The organism is Spirochaetota bacterium, from assembly GCA_035477215.1.
Lineage (GTDB): Bacteria > Spirochaetota > UBA4802 > UBA4802 > UBA5368 > MVZN01.
In genome coordinates this window covers 1-18,615 of the sequence record DATIKU010000055.1, presented here as the reverse complement: position 1 = coordinate 18,615, position 18,615 = coordinate 1, and the positions used below count along the sequence as shown (strand labels likewise).

Below are 18,615 nucleotides of genomic sequence, written 5' to 3'. Positions count from 1 at the left end.
AGTGAGCACTGCCGTTGCCGTGCGACATTTAGATTTGACATTATTCCGCCAGACCGATATCTTTGATTAAAATGACCGCAAGGAACCTCCGTCAATGAAAAGACTCGCCCTCGCGCCCCTGATGGCGCTCTTTTTCTTACATTGCGCCGCCATGCAAACAACACAAACGCCGGACCGCAAGGCGCAGGAGATACGGGCGGATTGGGCTTATTTCAGCAGAGGACTCTATTATAAATCCGCAGGGGATTTTCCGCGCGCCATCGAAAATTTCATGGACGCCGCCGCGTACGACACCGAGCTCGATAAAGTCTACTACCAGCTTGCCGAATGCTACTACCGGATCAACGACTATGAGAACGCGGTCAACTACGCCGACCGGTCGATCGGCAAAAACCCGCAGTACATTCGTCCTTACGAGCTGAAGTTCAATCTTTACGCCAATTTGAGAAACTATGAGAAAGCCGCGGCATGTCTCGAAGCGCTTGTCGAGGAGCGCCCGGAGCTTGTCCATATTCATTACACCCTGGGCAACCTCTATTACACCCAGATGAAAAATTGGGACAGGGCCTCGGTGTATATGCGAAACATCATCGAGCTTGCCGCCTCCGAGCCCGTGGAAGATTACTACCAGGAGCATGCGCACTATTATCTGGGACACATCTATTATTCCAAGAACCAGGCCGAACGGGCAATAAAAAGCTTCGAGCGCTGCATTGAAATCAATCCCGACAATAATTCGGCAGTATACGTACTCGCGCTTATTTACATGGACCAGCACCGGCTGGAGGAGGCGCAAAGGTACTCCCTTCTATACCTCGAAAAGTTTCCCGACAACGCCAAACTGAACGCGGTAATGGGCCGCATCTACTATCTCAAGGGCGACCTTCGCGCCATCTCTCACCTGAAAAAAATAAGGAACAGCCGCACGGTCGAAGGGGCGCTGGGTGCAGCGCTCTATAATGAACTGATGAAAAACGATCAGGATGCCGGAAAAGCGCTCGGGGACATTTTAAAAAAGAACCCTGGATACATATCGCCCCATATCGCGCTCGCCCGGATCGCCCTGCGCCGCGGGGATAAGACGGCTGCGCTCAGCGAATATTTTACGGCCGGTGCGCTGCTGTTCCAGGCGAAACTTTACGACCTCGCAAAGGAAAATCTTTTTCGCGCGCTCGCGGTAAAGGACGACATCCCTGAAATTTATTTTTACCTGGCACGGACCTGCGAGGAGACAGGGGACCTGTCGCTGGCCCTCGTCTATTACCGAAAATGCCACGACCTTAAGCCAACGCCGGACATACTCATCCACATGGGTTATTTATACAGCCTTAAAAACGATTTCGCACGCTCCGCCGAATACCTGGACAGGGCGATTACGCTCGATCCGGAAAACTCCAAACCCCACTTCTTCAAAGGGCTCATAGATTCACAACGCGACAAGTTTATCGTGGCCGAACGTCATTTCAGGAAGGCGATCGAACTTCAGGAGGAGAACGACACCTATTATTTTTATCTCGCGACCGTGCTCGAGAAACAGAGCAGGCTGGCGGACACCATCGAGGCGTTGAAAAAATCCATTAAATACAATCCGAAAAGCGCGCGCGCCTATAACTTTCTCGGTTACCTTTACGCCGATAACAACATGAACCTTGACGAATCAATCGAACTCATTATGAAGGCGCTTGAATACGAACCATCCAACGGGGCTTATCTCGACTCCCTCGGATGGGCCTATTTCCGTAAGAGCCAGTTCGATCTCGCGCTTAAACACCTGCTCGAGGCCGAAAAACAGCTCGCACGGGAAAACAGTCCCGACCCGGTCGTGTACGACCATATTGGCGACACTTTCCTCGAGATGGGAAAGTCCCAGAAGGCGGTCGAATACTGGGACAAGTCCCTGAAGATGAAGAGGGATCCCGCCGTAGAAAAAAAACTGAAAGAAGTAAAATCACGGTCTCAATAAAGGTGAACGAAAATGATCAAGGCCAATCATCCGCGCACGGTATCAATCTGCGCCATCATGATCGCCATGGCATCCATGGCCGCGTGCGCGAGCGCGCCGGCCGAACAGCAGAAACGCGTTACCGTTTCCGACACCGAACGCTCCAGCCGCCTGCTTGGCATTGTCCAGGAGATCAATAAAAAGGCTCCCGATTCCTATTCCGCTCAGTTCACCGTGGAAGGCGTCTTCGGCAAGAGCAAATTCAATTCCATCGGCGAAGCCCTGTACAACAGAAATCCGAGAATGGCGCGCTATACATTTTTCGACATCGTCTTTAAAAGTCCCCTTACCATTCTTGTCCAGGACGGCGCTACTCTCAAGTTCTATTTCCCCGCCGAAAAAACGCTGTATCTCGATAGTATGGAGACGATAAACCTGAAAAACTACGCGGCGATCGACATCGACTTCGGACTTATATATCCGTTTGCCGCCGGCCATATCCCCATTCTCGACGGGCATTCAATCAAACAGGGACTCGTCGCGGAGAACGACAGTACTCGGAGCTATCTGGTGCTTGAAAACCGGGACTATTTCCAGACCATCAGCTTCAGCGGCGACCTCCCGGACAAGATACTCTTTATCGCTAAATCGAACAGAAAAAAAACCGAGTTCTATCTCGAAAAGCCACACCGGGAGAGAGGGGGCCTTTTTTACCGCAAAATCAGGATGCTTGCCCCCGAAAGCGGCGGCAGACTGTCCTTCAGTTTTTCGGAGATACGCTACGATGCAAGGATGGACGCGGCGACCATGCTTAAAATCAACCTGAACAAGGGCACGAAGATCGTGAACATGCAGTAAATCCGTTATCCGAAAGCTCGAAACACCGCGACCATTTTTTTAACTGCGCTCCCCCAGTTGAACTCCCGGAGCACCCTGGCTCTCCCCTTGGCGGCGAGAGCCTTCATGCTTTTTTTATCCGCATAGAGTGCGTCTATCGCCCCGGCAAGTGCCCGCTCGTCGCGCGCCGGAACGATGACCCCCGCGTCCCCAACCACTTCGGGAAGCGCTCCCCCGTCGCTCGCTATGACCGGAACGCAGCACGCCATGGCCTCCGCGGCCGGAAACCCGAACCCCTCGTATACCGACGGCACAACCGCCATCTCGGACTCGCAGTAATGCCTCACGAGCTCGTCAGTGTCCGCCTTCCCGGTAAACTCTATCCTCCCCGCAAGTCCCAGCCTGTCGATCAACGCGTCCGTCACCTTTCGGTGCGGCGAGCCTCCGTCAACCACCGTAAGCCGCACATCGCTTTTTATCATGGTCAGCGCCCTGAGAAGATAAACGAATCCCTTTTTGCCGTCCTCGACGTTCCCCACGAATACAATCTTCCCCTTTTTCTTCGCCACCCCTGGACGCGGTCGGAATATCGAATCGTCGAGCCCGTTATACACCACCGTCTGGCTGTCCAGGGGAACTCCGAAATCGGCGTGTATGCGGCGCTTTGAGTCCTCGGAGACCGTTATTATATGGTCCAGCCGTTTCGAGACGATCTGCTGCATCAGGACGGGGTAGAACATCACCCCCTTCATCTTGTTTGCAAAGGACGACGCCCGTTCAATCACGTTTTCCAGATCCACCGAAAGCGGGTGGTGGATTGTCGCCACCACCGGAATGCCGAAGCTTTGCATGAGCAGCAGACCATAGCCGACGCACTGATTATCGTGTATGACATCGAAGCGCGTTTCTTTTTGCAGTTCGCGTATTTTCAGAAACGCCCTGAAGCTGAAGGCGCTGATTTCGGAAAAGGCTCCGAGCCTGGTGCTGAGGTATTCGTACGAGTTGAGCGGGCGAAGGATATCGAAGGGCGCGCCTGCTTTGAGGATGTTTCGCCCCTTCCTGACATAATATTCGTTATTGTGAATGTAATGCACTTTCACGCCATTCATAAGGGCCGGATAGGGCGGCCCGACTATGGCATGCACCTCGTGGCCCTGGCGAACCAGCTCCTCGGCGACGTACTTCAGATAGATGCCCTGTCCACCGCTATAGGGGTTGCCCCTGTAACACAGCATGCATATTTTCAAACCGGCGGCCCTCCCATCTTCTCATACAAAGCGCCCATGGTCACGACTCTGTCCGGGTCGAGTTTTCGCAGTATCCGCGCCGGGTTGCCGGCCACCACCACGTTCGCCGGAATGTTCTCTCTGACAACCGATCCGGCGCCGACGATCGAGTTTTCGCCTATTCGCACGCCCTTGCAGACGATGGCCGAATCGCCTATCCACACGCCCTTCTCGAGAACGATCGGCGCGGTCTTTCCAACGATCTTGGTGCGATCGTGGATGCCGTGCCAGTCGGCGTCGGTAAGATAACAGTAATTGGCGAGCATGCAATCATCCCCTATTTCTATCCTGGATGCGCTCGATACGCGCACTCCGGCCATCACCAGTACGTTGTCGCCGATCTCGATAGCTCCCTCGTAGCCACCCAGCTTGACCGTGGTGAGTCGTGTACGCGCCGACTCCGCCCCGATCATCACCACGTTCCTGCCGATACTGATATTGGGTCCGAAGACTTCAATGTTCCAGATTCCCCACACGTACGGATTGCCGGCCATCCGGGCGAACTTCTTTTTAAAAAACAGGTGATAGCGGACGAAGGTCCGGACCATGAAGATGGCCCTGATAAACCATGAGGATTTGAGATAATCTTCCATTCGGCGGCGGCACCGCTCCTTCCAACCATCTGGAAATGAGAATTCGCGGGACCGGACGCGTCAACCCTATTTTCACACAAAGGGCTTAAACTGCGCCCGCTGGCACAGGTTGGACGAGCGTATCGGAGAAGTTTCAGAAAATACATGATGCTGCGGCCGTTTATTTCACGATTCAAAACCCGTCATTGTTTGCATTCGGCGCGATATCGACAATTGCCGTCCCTGCAATTTTTCTTGAAAATAATACGCCGAGGACGTATTATTCGACCTATCGGATTATTCAACGTTCGGAGAAAAGCCCATGTGTGATACCGTTGTAGCCACCGCCGAAGCGACCATCGACGGCAGCGTCATCCTCGCCAAAAACAGCGACCGCGAGCCCAATGAGGTCCAGCTACTTCATCATTTGACGGCTCGCTCCTTCGCAAATCCGGGCGAGCTTCAATGCACCTTTTTGAAAATTCCCCAGGCCAGCCGAACGGCGGAGGTGCTCCTGTCGCGCCCGGCATGGATGTGGGGATGCGAGATGGGGGCGAACGCGGCGGGCCTGTGCATCGGAAACGAAGCGGTCTTCACCAAAGAGCCCTACGCCAAAACCGGGCTTACCGGCATGGACCTGCTGCGCCTTGCGCTCGAAAGGACCTCGAAGGCAGAGGACGCGCTGGCACTCATCACTGAGCTCATCGCGCGCTACGGGCAGGGCGGCAACTGCGGATATACGGGCAAACTGTACTATCACAACTCGTTTATCATCGCCGACAAAAAAGATGCATGGGTCCTCGAGACGGCCGGCAGGCACTGGGCTGCGCTCAGGGTTCGCGGCGTCCGGAGCATATCCAACGGCCTCACCATCGACGAGGAATACGACATGCTCTCCACTGGCGCGGAGGATTACGCGCTTAGGAAGGGATACATCAGGCGTGGCGCAGCCTTCGGCTTCCGTCGCGCCTTTTCCGACACCATCATCACCCATTTCAGCAAATGCCGCGTGCGTCAATCGCGGACCATGGAGTTGCTGCGAAGGCACGAGGGCAAAATTACCCCCTCCACCATGATGGCACTTCTGCGCGACCACGGCGGCGATTCGCGGTCCGTTCAGCCGCACGCCACCGACATGGGCACAGTCTGCATGCACGCGTCGTTCGGGCCCCTGCGCGCCAGCCAGTCCACCTCTGCGCTCGTCTCGCACCTCAGAGCCGACCTCCCCGTACACTGGGCCACGGGAAGCTCCGGAACCTGCACCGGAATATTCAAGCCGTTTTACCTGGGCCATGGAACGATCGATTTCCTCAACGCCGAAGCGCCGGAGCATTTCTCAAGTGATATATTCTGGTGGCGCCACGAGATACTGCACCGACAGGCATTGACCAGGTATCCTTTCTGGAAAGAGCAAATCGCGCCGAAGCGCGACGAGCTGGAGCGCGGCTTTATCGAGCGAGAGGAGAAACTGTACCGCTCGTTTAAAAAATCGCCCGGCACTGCGAAGCCCAAACTTACGTCGTTCAGCGGAGAATGCTTTTCAATGGGGGAAAAGGAGTCAGCCGGGTGGCTGCCCCTGCTCGAAACGGCGCCGGCCACGAAAGGTATCCCGTTCCGGTACCGTTTTTTCTGGGGCCGGCGCACCCGCGACGCCCGCATGCCCGAACGGTCCTGACGGGCGCGCCTACAGCATGGGGAAAATATAGCGCCGTATAACGTCGAAGTTCTTCTTTACCTGGATCCCGCCGCTTACATAGTCCATGTGGCCGGGCAGCAGAAATTCTATGTCCAGCCCGGCCATGCGCTCTACACTCTCCCGGAGCTTCGCCGAATCACCGCCGGGGAAATCGGTGCGCCCGACGCTCTCCCTGAATATGAGGTCGCCACAGACGAGCGTCTTCTTATCCTTCCAGTACACGCAGACCGATCCGGGAGAATGCCCCGGCGTCAGAAAGACCTCTAACTCCACGCCGTTGATGGCAAGCGGCCCCTCTTCAAGCTCCATGCCGAACGAGAAAGTCGGAAACTTCATTCCCATCATCTGGAAGAACTGCGGCCCCACATCGTTCAGAAAGGCTATCTCATCCCTGTGCATGCCGACCGGGGCTTTCCCGTTCATAAAATGAGCGCATCCCTCGAAGTGGTCCGGATGCGAGTGCGTCGCGATTACGCTTTTAATTTCCTCGGGCTTCAATCCATCGGAGCGCATATTCTCAAATCTCAGATCGAGGTGACGCGCAAGGCCCGGGTCGAACAGCAGGTTGAGCGGTTCGCCGAAGTAGTACATGTTGCAGTTGTTCTCGAAGACGCCTCTCCAGATGTAGGCGTACACGCCATCGCAGAGTTTCATCGCCCCTCCTATTCCGAGATCTTGGTAAAATCGAGGAGACCCCTGAACGGCTCCAGGATCGCTTCGAGAAGTGCCAGGCGATTGTCCCGGACCCGTGTGTCGTCGGACATCACCATTACCTTGTCAAAAAAGATGTCTATTACGCCCTTGCCTTCGATGAGAAGCCCGAACAGTTCACGGTAACTGTCCGAGCGGATAAGCTCGTTTATCGTATCTCTGCGCGAATTGAAAAACTCGAAGAGCCCCCGCTCGGCCTCCTCTCCTACAAGCGAGGGGTCGAAGGCAAGCCGGTAGTCGGGCTGCTTCTGTCTGAATGCCGCGACGATGTTGTTCATTCTCTTGAACGAAAGAAGCATTTCGGAAAAGCCCTCCCTGCCCCTGAATTCGTGCAGGCTGTGAGCGCGGCGGAACTGCTCCAGGTAGTTGTGATAGTCGATCGAGAGACACGCGTCGATTTCGTCATAGCGGAAACCGCGCTCCGCGAAAAGCGTGTTCGCGCGGGCGCCGATGAACGCGAGGATGGGTTTGACCAGTCCGGCCCCGTTGCGGTATTTCGAAGCGCAGTGTTCGAGCAGGGCCCGCATATCGATCGACATCGCTCCGTCCACCATCATTTCCACTATGGCCCCGGCCTGTCTGCGTAGCGCGTATGGATCCTGCGAGCCCTTGGGGATGTTCCCGACCGAGTACGAGCCCAGGATGTTGTCCAGCTTTTCGGCGAGCGACAGCACCCTGCTCACCACTCCCCTGGGCATCGGGTCGTCCTGGGAGCGCGGCCGGTAATGATCCTCGATCGCATCGGCCACCTCCTGTTCCTCGCCGTCGAGCAACGCGTAGACCCGCCCCATCTTCCCCTGGAGCGACGTAAACTCGAAGACCATCGCCGTGTTGAGATCGGCCTTGCAGAGATACGCCGCGCGGTCTGTTCTTTCGGCCGTTTTGGCGTCCAGCCCGAGGACGACGGCCAGGTGTGCCGAGATGAAGCGCATGCGCTCCACCTTATCGTAAATGCTGCCGAGGTCCTTGTGGAAGAGCACGCTTTTCAGCGAGTCGACCTTGTCGGCCAGCTTCGATTTCCGGTCCTCGTCGAAAAAGAACCGGGCGTCGTTGAAGCGCGCGGTTATCACCCGCTCGTTTCCGACTTTTACATATGCCGAAGGCGGGTTGTTTGAAACTACCAGGAAATTCGGCAGGAGAACGCCGTCGGCCCCGCGGACCGCAAAATACTTCTGGTGCTCCTTCATCTCGGTTATGAGCACAATGTCCGGGATGGAAAGGAACTCGCGCCTGAAATCGCATACCAGTACGAACGGGCTTTCGGCGAGGAAGGTCACCGTCTCGAGCAGCTCTTCGTCGAAGACCAGATCCCCTCCCAGGGAACGCGCCGTTTTTTCAAGTTCATCGCGGATGAGTTCCCGCCGCTCATTATGGTCGACAAGGACGCCGTTTTCACGTAAAAGATCCTGGTAGCTTGCGATGCTCTTGACCTCTACCATTCGGTTGTATCGTATATAGTGCCCGCGGACCAAGTTGGACGACGCTATGCCTGACAACTCGAACGGCACCACGACATCATTGAACAAAACGCAGAAATACGCGATCGGGCGCGGAAAGGAAAGCTTTAAATCGCTCCACCTCATCTTCTTCGGGAAAGGAAGGTTTTTTACCATGTCCTCAATGATCCCAGGAAGTATTTCACCGCTTTTATTCGAAACGAGGGTCTTTGTCGCGAAAAGATACTCCCCCTTGTCGGTCGACCGCCTGATCACCTGCCCCTCTTCGATTGCGTTCCCTTTCAAAAAGCCATTGAGCGCCTTCGTCGGTTTGCCTTCCGTATCATAGGCCGCCTTTACCGATGGGCCTTTCAACTCGACCTCCTCTTCGCTCTGGGCATTGGCGACGTTTGATGCGAGTATGGCGAGCCGTCTGGGAGTGGCATAAACCACCATTGCTTCAAACCCGATGCGCTCGTCTTTCAGCCTTTCGCCGAAAAACTTTTTAATGAAGGCGATCGCGGGCGGCAGGTACGCGGCGGGTATTTCCTCGGTACCTATTTCGCAGAGAAAGTTTGCGTTTTGAAGCATGTTGCACTCCAGGATGGATCAGAGTTGATTGCTTTCGTCATTGATACAGGCGGCGCCACCGGCGAGGCAAGAACTTTTTACTGATAGGCCCTTACTTTAAATGTCCGCGTGGATTGAGATGGGCGCCCGATTTAATTAGTTCGAAGTGGAGGTGCGGCCCCGTCGAGCGTCCGGTATCCCCGCTCTTCGCGATCACCTGCCCCTGCCTGACATACTGGCCCTCGCGCACGGTTATCCGCGAAAGATGCCCATAGAGCGACTTGTATCCGCCGGGGTGAGCGATCAGCACCGCCAGGCCGTATCCGCCGAGCCATCCGGCATAGGTGACCTTTCCGTACTTGGTCGCCTTTATCCATTCGTAACTGGCCCGGATATCAAGGCCCTTGTGGAAGTCGCGCTCGGAGGTGAAGGGATCGCGCCTCCAGCCATATCCGCTACTTAGCGCCCTGCTTACCGTCGGCCAGATAAAACCAGGCACCATATCCATCGGCTTGGCATCCGGTATGAAGATCGCGGCACCTTCCTGAACGAAATCGTAATTTCCGATACGGTTCTCGGCCAGTATCTTCGCCACCGGCACACGATAATACGCGGCGACGGCGTGAATATCCTGGCCCTTTTTTATTGAATGAAGCACGCCGTCCCTTGAAGGAATTTTCAGAATGGACCCGACCGACAGCATATCGTAGGAAGTGAGCCGGTTGCTGCCGCAGATTGTGTCCATCGACACGCCGTATTCCCGGGCGATCTTGCTGAGGGTTTCGCCGCTTTTAACGCGATGGGTGCGTATATGAAGGGTCGACTCCTCGACGGGAACCGAAAAATCAGTACTGGATGAAAGCAGCAGCATATTCTTCCTTTCCTCGTCGCTCAGCCCTTCGCGTCCGGCGGGCCGTTCATGCGAGAGGACGAGGACGACAACCACCGCCGCGAGCGGCAGGCAGACGGCCGCCATTGTACGTCGCTTCATTCCCGAAAACGGGTTCTTTTTAACTATATACGACCGGACCCGGCCTCCGCCCACATTCAATACAATAATTTTATCGATTGTTGTGGTGACCGTGTAAGAGCCCAGCCTGAATGTTCTTGATCGAAACCTTTTCATTGCCATGGATTCGCGGCAACGTCTCCAGTTGAACGATCCGCTACCTGGACGACTTCTCGGACTGCTTGTCCGATCCGCTGCTGAACGATTCTTCGATCAGCTTCTTTACGTCCTTCCGCTGGCCGGCGGTAATCGTAACATGACCCTGCACGATCACTCCGCGCTGTATCACGATCGCCGGCGCAACGATATCTCCGAGCACCCTTCCCGTTTCGAGGAGCTTGACTTCTTCGTCGGCCTTTATATTCCCTATAACTGTTCCCGCCACCACGACCGACTTGGCGTCGATGTTCGTCTTGACCTTGCCGGTTTCGCCCACCACCAGCTCTTCATCGGTCTTGATCTCGCCCTCGAACTTGCCGTCTATCCGGAGCGACCCGCTGATATAGAACTTACCCTCGAATATCGATCCTTCGCCGATCGTGCTGTTCACAGCATCGCCCTTACCTGCCATTCCGAGTCTCCTCTATGAAAATTATCGCCCAACCGGAAGCGGATCTGAAGAGGCGAAAGCCTCCCGCCCCGGCGAAATCCGTTAATGATGCCGGTAAGCTCCGTTTATTTTCAAGAAGTTTTTACCGCAATTCGTATCGAAGCCGTTCGCCGCCGTTAAGCAGGATGGGATCGGCCGTGGCGGGGCCCGTGTTCCCGGGGATTCGGCCGATCGAAACCAGGGTAAGCTGCTTCCCTCTGAATACGGTATCAATCACCCTGCTGAAATCGTCCATGGAAATGGCTTCTATCTTTTCAATCATTTCATCGAAACTGAAATGCCTGCCGTAAATCATCTCGTTCTTGGCGAGATGGCCCATGCGCACCTCGGTGCTCTCCATGCTCAAGGCCAGGTTGCCCTTCATGAAGGTTTTGGCGTCGCACAGCTCCTCGTCGGTAACCCCATAATCCAGCAGCGATTCACACTCCTTCACGATAAGTCCGAGAGCCCGGGCATAATTGTCGGGGGAGGTCCCACAGTAAACGCCGAAGACGCCGTTGTCACGATACGCCGAATGAAAGGAATAAATCGCGTAACAGAGCCCCTCCCTCTCGCGGATGTTCTGGAAAAGTCTCGACGACATGCTGCCGCCCAATATGGTGCTCAATGAAAAAAGCGTCCAGCGGTTTTCATCGTTCCGGCCAAGTCCTTCCGTCCCCAGGCAGAAATGAATCTGCTCGAGGTCGCGCGTTATATGCCGTCTGAATATCCGCCTGGGAAGAGCGTTTCCGTCGCCGGCCGCCGCGTTCGCCGCGAGCAGGGACGGTGAAAAAGCCCGCTCGATAAGCCGTTTCGTTTCGTCCACGTTGAAATTACCCGCAACCGCGAAAATGCAGTTTTCCGTGGAGTAGTTGCCGGCGAAGAAATCGAGGAGCCGGTTTCGGTCGATACCGTCTATACTGTCGAGAGTTCCGAGGATCGGGTGCCCCAGCGGATGGTCCGAAAGCATGCACTCCATAAACACATCGTGGATCAACTCGTCCGGAGTGTCCTCGTACATCCTGATCTCCTCAAGGATGACGTTTTTCTCCTTGGAGATTTCGTCGGCGTCGAAAAGCGAGCGGTAGTACATATCCGCGAGAAGATCCACGGAAAGCTCGAGATAATCGGAGATGACATTGATGTAGTAGCAGGTATATTCCCGGTTGGTCGCGGCGTTGTGCTGTCCGCCGACCCGGTCGACCATGCGTGCTATATCCCGCGCGGAATGGTTTGACGTCCCCTTGAAGAGCATGTGCTCGATAAAATGGGCGTAACCCATCTGGCCGTTTTGTTCGTTTCGCGATCCCGTCTTTACCCACAGGCCGGCCGAAACGGAGGCCACCCCCTCGATGGGTTCGAGGAGGACGATCATTCCGTTATCGAGTGTATATTTAAAAACCATGGGCCGAGAACGCTATCGCTTCAGCGCATCCTTTCTGCTAAGGTCGACTCTTCCCTGCCGGTCTATGCCTACAACCTTGACCGCCACTTCGTCGCCCTCCTTGAGGATATCGCTTACTTTATTCACCTTTTCGAAGTCGAGCTTTGAGATGTGAACAAGCCCCTCCCTGCCGGGCGCAATCTCGACGAACGCTCCGTACTCCATCACCTTTTTTACGCGCCCGTTGTAAATCCTGCCTATCTCGACGTCCTCGGTTATCGCGCTTATCTTGGCCAGCGCCTTGTCAATGGATTCCTTGTCGACCGCGGACACGGTGACCGTTCCATCGTCCTCGATATTGATCTCGGCGCCTGTCTCTTCCACGATGGCCTTGACCACCTTGCCACCGGGTCCGATCAGGCCGCCGATCTTGTCGATGTCAATTTTGATCATGATTATCCGCGGTGCGTTCGGAGATAGATCCTTCGCGGGCTCTGAAATGACTTCATTCATTTTACCCAGGATGTGAAGCCTTCCCTCGCGCGCCTGCGCAAGCGCCTCGCGCATGATCTGTGGCGTTATTCCCTCGATCTTGATGTCGAGCTGGAACGCAGTGATTCCCTCTGACGTACCAGACACTTTAAAGTCCATGTCTCCCAGGTGGTCTTCGAGCCCCATGATGTCGCTCAGGATAGCGTACCGATCGCCATCGAGGATGAGGCCCATGGCTATCCCCGCAACGGCCGCTTTAACCGGCACCCCGGCGTTGAAGAGCGCAAGCGAACAGGAACAGACGGACGCCATGGATGATGAGCCGTTCGATTCAAGTATTTCGGAGACGACCCGTATGGTATACGGAAAGCGCTCGGCCTCGGGAAGTATGTACTGCAGGGATCGCTCGGCTAACATCCCGTGACCGATTTCGCGCCTCCCTGTACCGCCGTATCTGCCGACCTCTCCCACCGAAAAGGGCGGGAAATTATAGTGCAGCATGAAGCGGCGGAAGCTCTCTCCTTCGATCGCGTCAAGCCTTTGGGAGTCGCGCTCCGTACCGAGCGTCACTACTCCGAGGCTCTGCGTCTGGCCGCGGGTGAACACCGCCGAACCATGCGCCCTTGGCAGCACGCCAATCATGCTTTCGATGGGCCTGATTTCCGTCAGGCCCCTGCCGTCCGCACGCCGCTTCTCATCGAGTATACGCGCGCGCATCACCTCGTAGTCGAGATCGTCTATTATCGATCCAACCTGACCGATCGAATCCGGGAAGGAATCCTTAAGCTCCACCACCGCCCGCTCAACGATGCCTCTGAGCGCGTCCTCGCGGTCTTTTTTCTCTTTGAACTTGACAAGGTCGACCACCTCCTGGTGGAAGCGCTTGCGCATCTCGTCCCTGAGCGCTTCGTCCCTCTTCCTTGGAGTATACGCCATCTGCGGCTTTGCGACCTGCCGCTTCAGGTCTTCCTGCGTGTCGCAAAGCCTGGCGATCTGTTCGTGCGCGAAGAGGACGGCGTTGATCATGTCTTCCTCGCTCACGTTTTTCGCCGAGCCTTCTATCATGGTGACGGCCTTTTTGGTGCCGGCAACGACGAGATCGATATCGCTTGCCCCCGATTCTTCGAAGGTGGGATTTACGATGAACTCCCCCTTTATCCTGCCGACACGTACCGCCCCCGCGGGGCCATTAAAGGGGATCCCCGAAACTGAAAGCGCGGCGGAAGCCGCGTTGATGGCCAGAACATCCGACTGCGTCTTCTGGTCGGTGGAGAGCACAGAAATTATGATCTGCACCTCGTTGACGAAATCCTCGGGGAAGAGTGGCCTTAGCGGCCGGTCGGCGAAGCGGCTGGTAAGGGTCTCCCTGTCGCTTGGCCTCCCCTCACGCTTGATATACCCCCCCGGGATCTTGCCCGCGGAGTAGAACTTTTCCCTGTAATCCACGGTAAGCGGAAAGAAATCCTGTCCCTCGGTCACGTTCCGCGAAACGACTGCGGTCGCGAAGACGACCGACTCGCCGCTTGAAACCACAACGGCGCCGTCCGCCTGTTTCGCGAGAACTCCCGTACTGAACCGTATCTCATCCCGGCCTATTCCAACTCCTGATTCAAAACTCATCATTCTACCTCTTCAATACCTTGATGCCCGTAATCGCACAATCCGGCAGGCGCGGGCCGTTCGCCGTCCACCGTTGAGGAATACTTATCTTCTCAGGCCGAGCGATTCGATAAGGCTCCGGTACTTCTCGAGATCTATTCTCTTGAGATAATCCAGAAGTCTGCGACGCTGGCCGACGAGTTTCAGAAGTCCCCTGCGGGAGTGAAAATCCTTTTTATGCACCTTGAAATGCTCCGTCAGGTGGTTGATCCTTTCCGTCAGCAGGGCAATCTGAACATCCGGTGAGCCGGTATCGCTCTCATGCCTTTTATACTGATTGACGACCTCGCTCTTCTGACGCATATGCTGCTTTTCTCCTTATTCCTTATGTGATTGATCGTGTTTGCTTTTCCGGTGTTGCCGCTGTGTTTCCGTCCGGGTTAACCGGGGTTTTTACCTGCTAAATACATTCCTGTACACAACTGACCAATTATCAGTATCGACGTTCGCAATGGCAATACAATTTTTATGCCCGTCCAGTATAATGAAAGGCGACTCCCCTTCCATGCTCATTACATCGCCTCTGGCGAAAAATGCTCCATTACTAACCCTTTTTACCGCGGTCGCACTGACGACCATCCGCCCGAAATCCTTAAGCGCTTGCTCCGGGGTCAGCAGAAAGCGCCGATCGGACCTCGTGCCGGAAAGATATTCTCTCATTTCCCCGATCGTCGCCGCATCGCTCACGGAGAAATGCCCCGAGGCGGTGCGCCGAAGCTCCGCAAGATGCGCCCCGGTCCCCAGGAACTCGCCAATATCTCGCGCGAGCGAGCGAATATAGGTGCCTTTCGAACAGAGCACATCAACAGTCAGCATGCCCCGCCCCATATCCACTTCGAGTATATTCAACTCTCTTATAACGACATTCCGCGCGGCCAGTTCAACCGACCGCCCCTGTCTGACAAGGTCGGACGCTCTCTTTCCCTTGATTTTCAAGGCTGAATACAGCGGCGGCATCTGGCTTATTTTACCGGAGAAACGCTCTGTTATAGCGCGTACCCTGCTCTCATCAATCCCGTCGATGCTCCCGACCGCGGTAACCTCGCCCTCGGCGTCGCAGGTGTCGGTTTCAACGCCCAGGCGAATGACGCCCGTGTACCGCTTGTCCCCTTCGAGGAAATACTGCGTGAGCCTCGTCACCGCACCCGTGCAGACCACAAGGAGACCCGTCGCCGCCTTGTCGATCGTTCCGGAATGTCCGGCCTTTCCGGCCCCGAACAGCCTCCGCACTTCTTCGATCGCCGAAAAGGAAGTCCTGCCCTTCTCCTTGTCAAGGAGAAGAACGGCGTCCCTCGCCTCGAAACCCTCCACTTTCAGCCGCCGTTTTCTCCGCCCTTTTCATCGTCCGTGTCGGCGGCCCCCGAAGCGCGGCGCGCGGCGCTGCCCGCGTCAAGCTTCTCTATAACACCGACAAGCCGCACTCCCTCCTCAACCGAGGTGTCAAGATGAAAAACGAGTCGCGGTGTGGAACGAAGCTGAATTCCCTTGCCGACGAGGAACTGTATATAGTTGCGGGCGGACTCGAGGCCCGCCATGGATTTTTTCTTCTGCGTATCGTCGCCGAGCACCGAGACGAATATATCGGCCACGCTGTAGTCCTTTGCAAGCTTCACGCGGACAATCGAAACAAAGCCGATTCGCGGGTCTTTTATCTCGGAAAGCAGCGCATCCGCGACGACCCGCTTGACGAGCTCCTCGAGCCGCTCCCTTCGGTGCGTTGCCATGGGTTAACCGTCTAACGTCTTGGCGATCTCGATCGTCCGGTAGGCCTCGAAGGTGTCCCCTTCCTTGAGATCGTTGTAATTCACCATGCCGAAACCGCATTCCTGCCCCGAGTCGACCTCGGAGACGTCGTCCTTGAAGCGCTTGAGCGACTTGAGCTCGCCGTCGAAAACCACCACGCCATCGCGGATAATCCGCACCCTGTTTTTTCGGTTGACCTTCCCGGAAAGTACGATGGCGCCGGCGACGGTTCCCAGACGCGATATTTTGAATATCTGTCGCACCTCGCCGCTTCCAACGACCTCTTCCCTGTATTCGGGGGAGAGCATTCCCTCCATGGCGGCGCGGATTGAATCGGTCACTTCGAAAATGATGTTGAAGAATTTTATGGATACGCTTTCCTTCTCGGCCAGCTCCGATACCCTGGCCGTAGGCCGAACGTGGTAGCCGATAATGATGGCGTTTGACGCGGACGCAAGCATAACGTCCGACTCGTTGATGCCGCCGGTCCCCGCGTGGATCACCTTGACCCTCACATCCCCGGTGGAGAGCTTTTCCAGCGATTCCTTGAGCGCCTGAACGGAACCGTCTACGTCGGCCTTTATAACGACGCGAAGCTCCTGCACCTCGCCTTCGCGAATCATCTCGTTAAGATCTTCCAGCGTCACCTTACGGACCTTTTTCGCGGTCTCAAGCCGCCTGAGGTCGATGCGCTTCTGCGATATCTGTTTGGAATATTTCTCGGATTCGACCACCTGGAACGGGTCGCCAGCCGAGGGGACACCGGAAAGACCCACCAACTCGACCGGTGTGGAGGGGCCGGCCTCCTGCACCGGCTGGCCCTGGTCGTTGAACATCGCCCTCACCTTGCCGGAATAGATTCCCACAACGAAGGGATCCCCCACATGCAGTGTGCCGTTCTGTACCAGTGCGGTCGCGACCGGCCCCCGTCCGGGGTCGAGGCGCGATTCGATCACCACGCCGCGGCTTAAAAGCGCCGGATTGGCGTCGAGCTCGAGCATTTCAGCCTGGATGAGAATCAGGTCGAGGAGCTCCTCTATATTGATCATCTGCTTGGCGCTGACTTCGGCATAAAGGGTGGTGCCCCCCCATTCCTCGGGCGCAAGGTCGTAATTCGAAAGGTCCTGCCGTATGCGCGTGATGTTCGTTTCGGGAATATCGATCTTGTTGATCGCCACGATTATGGGAACGTGCGCTGCTTTTGCGTGGTTGATCGCTTCCACCGTCTGCGGCATCACACCGTCATTGGCAGCGACGACCAGGATAACGATGTCCGTAACGCGCGCGCCCCGCGCGCGCATGGTGGTGAAGGCCTCGTGGCCCGGGGTGTCGAGGAAGGTGACGAACTGATCGCGCACCTTGACGGTATAGGCACCTATGTGCTGGGTGATCCCGCCGTACTCCCCGTCGACGACATTGGTCTTCCTGATGGCGTCGAGGAGTTTGGTCTTCCCATGGTCGACATGACCCATAACGGTAACGATCGGCGGGCGCCTGGAGCGGTCTTCGGCCCGGTCCTCCTCCTCTTGGCGGATTACCGTCTCCTCGAAGAGAGAGACCACCCGCACAACCGTGCCGAACTCCGAGGCGAGGATCTCGGCGGTTTCCGCGTCGATCACCTGGTTTATCGTGGCCATCATGCCGAGCTTCATCAGACGGGAGATTACCTCGCTCGCCTTTACGTTAAGCTTCTTCGCCAGATCTCCTACGGATACACTCTCGGTGATATCAATGTTTTTCGGCGATACCGCCACGCGCTCCTGCTCCTGCGTTCCGGCGTGGTGGCCGCCCTTCTTTCTTCGCGAAAATATACTTTTCTCGAAGGTCCTCTTGCCCTTGTCCTTGTAGAGACTCTTCTTGCCTTCTTTCTCTTTTTCCTTTTCCTTGGCCTTCTTTCTCTTTTCCTTTTCCTTCGCCGAGATGGCCTCGTCCTTCTTGTCCGCCGCGCCGGCGTCTTTGGGCGGCGGTGCGCCGGGACCGGGCCTGCGGGCGGCGAAGGGCCTTGCCCCCGGTGCGCCTGGGCCGGGCCTGCGATCGCCAAAGGGCCTTGCCCCCGGTGCGCCTGGGCCGGGCCTGCGGGCGGCATCGCTCCTCGGCGCGGGCCGCGAATCGGGCCGCTGATCTGAGCGTCCAGCGGCGGGTCTGCCCGCGGCCGGAGCGCGCCTTTCCTCGCGCGGAGGCGTGGAAGCGGCTTTCGGGGCTTCTTCTTTCCGCTCCGTGACCGCAGGGGGGGCCGCCGCGGCTTCCTCGTCCTTCTCCTGCTTCTCCTTGATGAGTTCCTTCGAAACGGTCACCTTGCGCTTCAGTTTGATCTTCGCGCCCGGTCTTTCGCTGCGTTCGTTCTTCCGCTCCAGAAGCTCCCTTGCAGCCTTCGCCCTCTGCTCCTTGATCACTTCTATTTTTTTCTGCACCAGGAAAACGTCCCTTTCGGAGAACTCGGCATCCATCCCGGCACAGCTTATTCCCAGGTCTTTACAAATAGTAAGAATATCTTCTTCTGTTACATGATTTGTGGTTGCAATATCAATTGCTTTCATTTGCACCTTGCTTCTACCTATTGAATTTTCGGAAGAACGCGGTCCCGTTCATTTTCACGGTCTGGTCGCACATTCTCGCACCATTATTTCTCCGCATCCGCTTCGTCAACGGCCTCCGCCGTCTCCGCTTCACCCGCTTCTTCCTGCCGTTC

The 18,615-nt window shown here is 56.2% G+C and carries 15 protein-coding genes; 3 read left to right on the top strand and 12 right to left on the bottom strand.

What is annotated here, in order from left to right:
• Positions 1 to 94 precede the first annotated feature (94 nt).
• Both VLM75_13930 and VLM75_13925 read left to right on the top strand, forming a co-directional pair.
• Positions 95 to 1,963: a tetratricopeptide repeat protein gene (locus VLM75_13930; protein ID HSV98015.1), complete on the top strand. Its 1,869-nt coding sequence runs from the start codon at positions 95 to 97 to the stop codon at positions 1,961 to 1,963.
• A gap of 12 nt (positions 1,964 to 1,975) precedes the next feature.
• Positions 1,976 to 2,800: a hypothetical protein gene (locus VLM75_13925; protein ID HSV98014.1), complete on the top strand. Its 825-nt coding sequence runs from the start codon at positions 1,976 to 1,978 to the stop codon at positions 2,798 to 2,800.
• 5 nt (positions 2,801 to 2,805) lie between these two features.
• Here the strand turns inward: VLM75_13925 and VLM75_13920 are convergent, their stop codons facing one another.
• Positions 2,806 to 4,026 carry a glycosyltransferase family 4 protein gene (locus tag VLM75_13920; protein ID HSV98013.1) on the bottom strand — a complete coding sequence of 407 codons (1,221 nt, stop codon included), beginning with the start codon at positions 4,024 to 4,026 and terminating at the stop codon, positions 2,806 to 2,808.
• Positions 4,023 to 4,658 carry an acyltransferase gene (locus tag VLM75_13915; GenBank protein ID HSV98012.1) on the bottom strand — a complete coding sequence of 212 codons (636 nt, stop codon included), beginning with the start codon at positions 4,656 to 4,658 and terminating at the stop codon, positions 4,023 to 4,025. Before VLM75_13915 ends, VLM75_13920 begins: the two co-directional genes overlap by 4 nt.
• Positions 4,659 to 4,959: 301 nt before the next feature.
• Here VLM75_13915 and VLM75_13910 point away from each other — a divergent pair, with 301 nt between their 5' ends.
• Positions 4,960 to 6,312, top strand: coding sequence for a C69 family dipeptidase (locus tag VLM75_13910; GenBank protein HSV98011.1), 1,353 nt, complete (start codon positions 4,960 to 4,962; stop codon positions 6,310 to 6,312).
• Between the two features lie 9 nt (positions 6,313 to 6,321).
• On the opposite strand, the gene VLM75_13905 is transcribed toward VLM75_13910, so the two are convergent.
• From VLM75_13905 to infB, 10 genes are all read right to left on the bottom strand, one after another.
• The gene (locus VLM75_13905) at positions 6,322 to 6,987 is read right to left on the bottom strand and encodes an MBL fold metallo-hydrolase (protein ID HSV98010.1); all 666 of its coding nucleotides are present in this window, start codon (positions 6,985 to 6,987) and stop codon (positions 6,322 to 6,324) included.
• A gap of 8 nt (positions 6,988 to 6,995) precedes the next feature.
• Positions 6,996 to 9,071: a glycine--tRNA ligase subunit beta gene (gene glyS / locus VLM75_13900; GenBank protein ID HSV98009.1), complete on the bottom strand. Its 2,076-nt coding sequence runs from the start codon at positions 9,069 to 9,071 to the stop codon at positions 6,996 to 6,998.
• Positions 9,072 to 9,162: 91 nt separating this feature from the next.
• A complete protein-coding gene (locus VLM75_13895; protein HSV98008.1) occupies positions 9,163 to 10,182 on the bottom strand; it encodes a M23 family metallopeptidase in 1,020 nt (339 codons plus the stop codon).
• A 34-nt stretch (positions 10,183 to 10,216) separates the two neighbouring features.
• Positions 10,217 to 10,630, bottom strand: coding sequence for a polymer-forming cytoskeletal protein (locus VLM75_13890; GenBank protein ID HSV98007.1), 414 nt, complete (start codon positions 10,628 to 10,630; stop codon positions 10,217 to 10,219).
• A gap of 121 nt (positions 10,631 to 10,751) precedes the next feature.
• Positions 10,752 to 12,023, bottom strand: coding sequence for a pitrilysin family protein (locus VLM75_13885; GenBank protein ID HSV98006.1), 1,272 nt, complete (start codon positions 12,021 to 12,023; stop codon positions 10,752 to 10,754).
• Positions 12,024 to 12,065: 42 nt separating this feature from the next.
• Complete coding sequence (pnp, locus tag VLM75_13880; protein ID HSV98005.1) at positions 12,066 to 14,144, bottom strand: polyribonucleotide nucleotidyltransferase; 2,079 nt, start codon at positions 14,142 to 14,144, stop codon at positions 12,066 to 12,068.
• Positions 14,145 to 14,228: 84 nt separating this feature from the next.
• Positions 14,229 to 14,486: a 30S ribosomal protein S15 gene (gene rpsO, locus VLM75_13875; GenBank protein HSV98004.1), complete on the bottom strand. Its 258-nt coding sequence runs from the start codon at positions 14,484 to 14,486 to the stop codon at positions 14,229 to 14,231.
• A gap of 90 nt (positions 14,487 to 14,576) precedes the next feature.
• On the bottom strand, positions 14,577 to 15,494 hold the full coding sequence (gene truB, locus VLM75_13870; GenBank protein HSV98003.1) for a tRNA pseudouridine(55) synthase TruB: 918 nt from the start codon (positions 15,492 to 15,494) through the stop codon (positions 14,577 to 14,579).
• 2 nt (positions 15,495 to 15,496) lie between these two features.
• A complete protein-coding gene (rbfA, locus tag VLM75_13865; protein HSV98002.1) occupies positions 15,497 to 15,907 on the bottom strand; it encodes a 30S ribosome-binding factor RbfA in 411 nt (136 codons plus the stop codon).
• A 3-nt stretch (positions 15,908 to 15,910) separates the two neighbouring features.
• Entirely contained in the window at positions 15,911 to 18,463 is a 2,553-nt protein-coding gene (gene infB / locus VLM75_13860; protein HSV98001.1) for a translation initiation factor IF-2, read from the bottom strand.
• Between the last annotated feature and the right edge of the window lie 152 nt (positions 18,464 to 18,615).